At 64.7% G+C, this 1,100-nt stretch carries 1 protein-coding gene and 1 pseudogene; both read right to left on the bottom strand.

Translation table 11 applies throughout. The features are described from left to right. Positions 1 to 565: pseudogene (locus tag AX750_RS11260) on the bottom strand (ABC transporter permease); the annotation flags it as partial. Then, a partial coding sequence (locus AX750_RS11255; protein ID WP_156462442.1) for an ABC transporter permease occupies positions 562 to 1,100 on the bottom strand: 539 nt, incomplete at its 5' end. The gene AX750_RS11255 and the pseudogene AX750_RS11260, both read right to left, overlap by 4 nt.

The raw sequence follows: 1,100 nt of genomic DNA, 5'->3' as shown, positions 1-1,100 counted from the left end.
TGCGCGAGAGCATGTCCCGGCCGAGCCGGTCCGAGCCGAGCAGGAACAGCGTGCCACCCTCGGGCGGGCAGACGAAATGCAGATTGCCGGGAATGAGGTTCCAGAAACGGTATTCCTCGCCGCGGCAGAAGAAGCGCAGGGGCTGCGGGCGGCTGCGATCGACGTCGTATTCGCGCTTCAGGTTCTCCATATTGAGGCGCTGCGTGTAGGGGTAGACGAAGGGGCCGAGGAAGCGCCCCTCGTGGAAGAGATGCACCTCCTGGCGCGGGGCGCGGATGAAGTCGGTGTTGCGCGTGGTGTAGTGGTAGGGCGCCAGGAATTCGGCAAAGGCCGCCATCGCATAGATGACGATGATGACGACGCCCGAGACCAGCGCGAGCTTGTGGCGGCGGAACTTCCACCACATCAGCTGCGACTGCGAGGCGAGATAGACGCGCTCCTGCTCGGGCGTCATCACCTCGACGGCGTTCGGTTCGAACGGCGCCGTGGAGGCCGTGTGCGGCAGCGGTGCGCCATCGGGTGGCAATCCCAAAGCCGGCGAAGGCGGTGTCGCGGCCTGGTTCACTTGGTCGCCTCGCCCTGCAGGCGGATCCGCGGATCGAGGATCGCCAGCGCGATGTCGGAGATCAACACGCCGATCACGGTCAGGAAGGAAAGGAACATCAGGAAGGAGCCGGCGAGATACATGTCCTGGCTCTGGAGGGCGCGGATCAGCAGCGGACCGGTCGTCTGCAGAGAGAGGACGATGGCTACGATCTCGGCGCCGGAGACGATCGAGGGCAGGATGTCGCCGATGTCGGAGACGAAGAAGTTCAGCGACATGCGCAGCGGGTATTTGCGCAGCGCCTTGCCGGGCGGCAGGCCCTTGGCACGGGCGGTGACGTAGTACTGCTTCTGCAACTCGTCGAGGAGGTTGGCACGCACGGCGCGGATCATCCCGGCCGTTCCGCCGGCACCGATGATGATCACCGGAATCCACAGGTGCTCCAGCACCGAAGCAGCCTTGGCCCAGCTCATCGGCTGGTTGAGATATTGCGGATCGACCAGGCCGCCGATCGAGGTGCCGAACCAGACATTGGCGAAATACATGAAGACCAGCG

Origin of the sequence: Methylobacterium sp. CCH7-A2, from assembly GCF_001557075.1 — a bacterium.
Lineage (GTDB): Bacteria > Pseudomonadota > Alphaproteobacteria > Rhizobiales > Beijerinckiaceae > Allobosea > Allobosea massiliensis.
The sequence above is the reverse complement of the archived record's forward strand: the minus strand, read 5'-3'. Positions and strand labels throughout refer to the sequence as shown.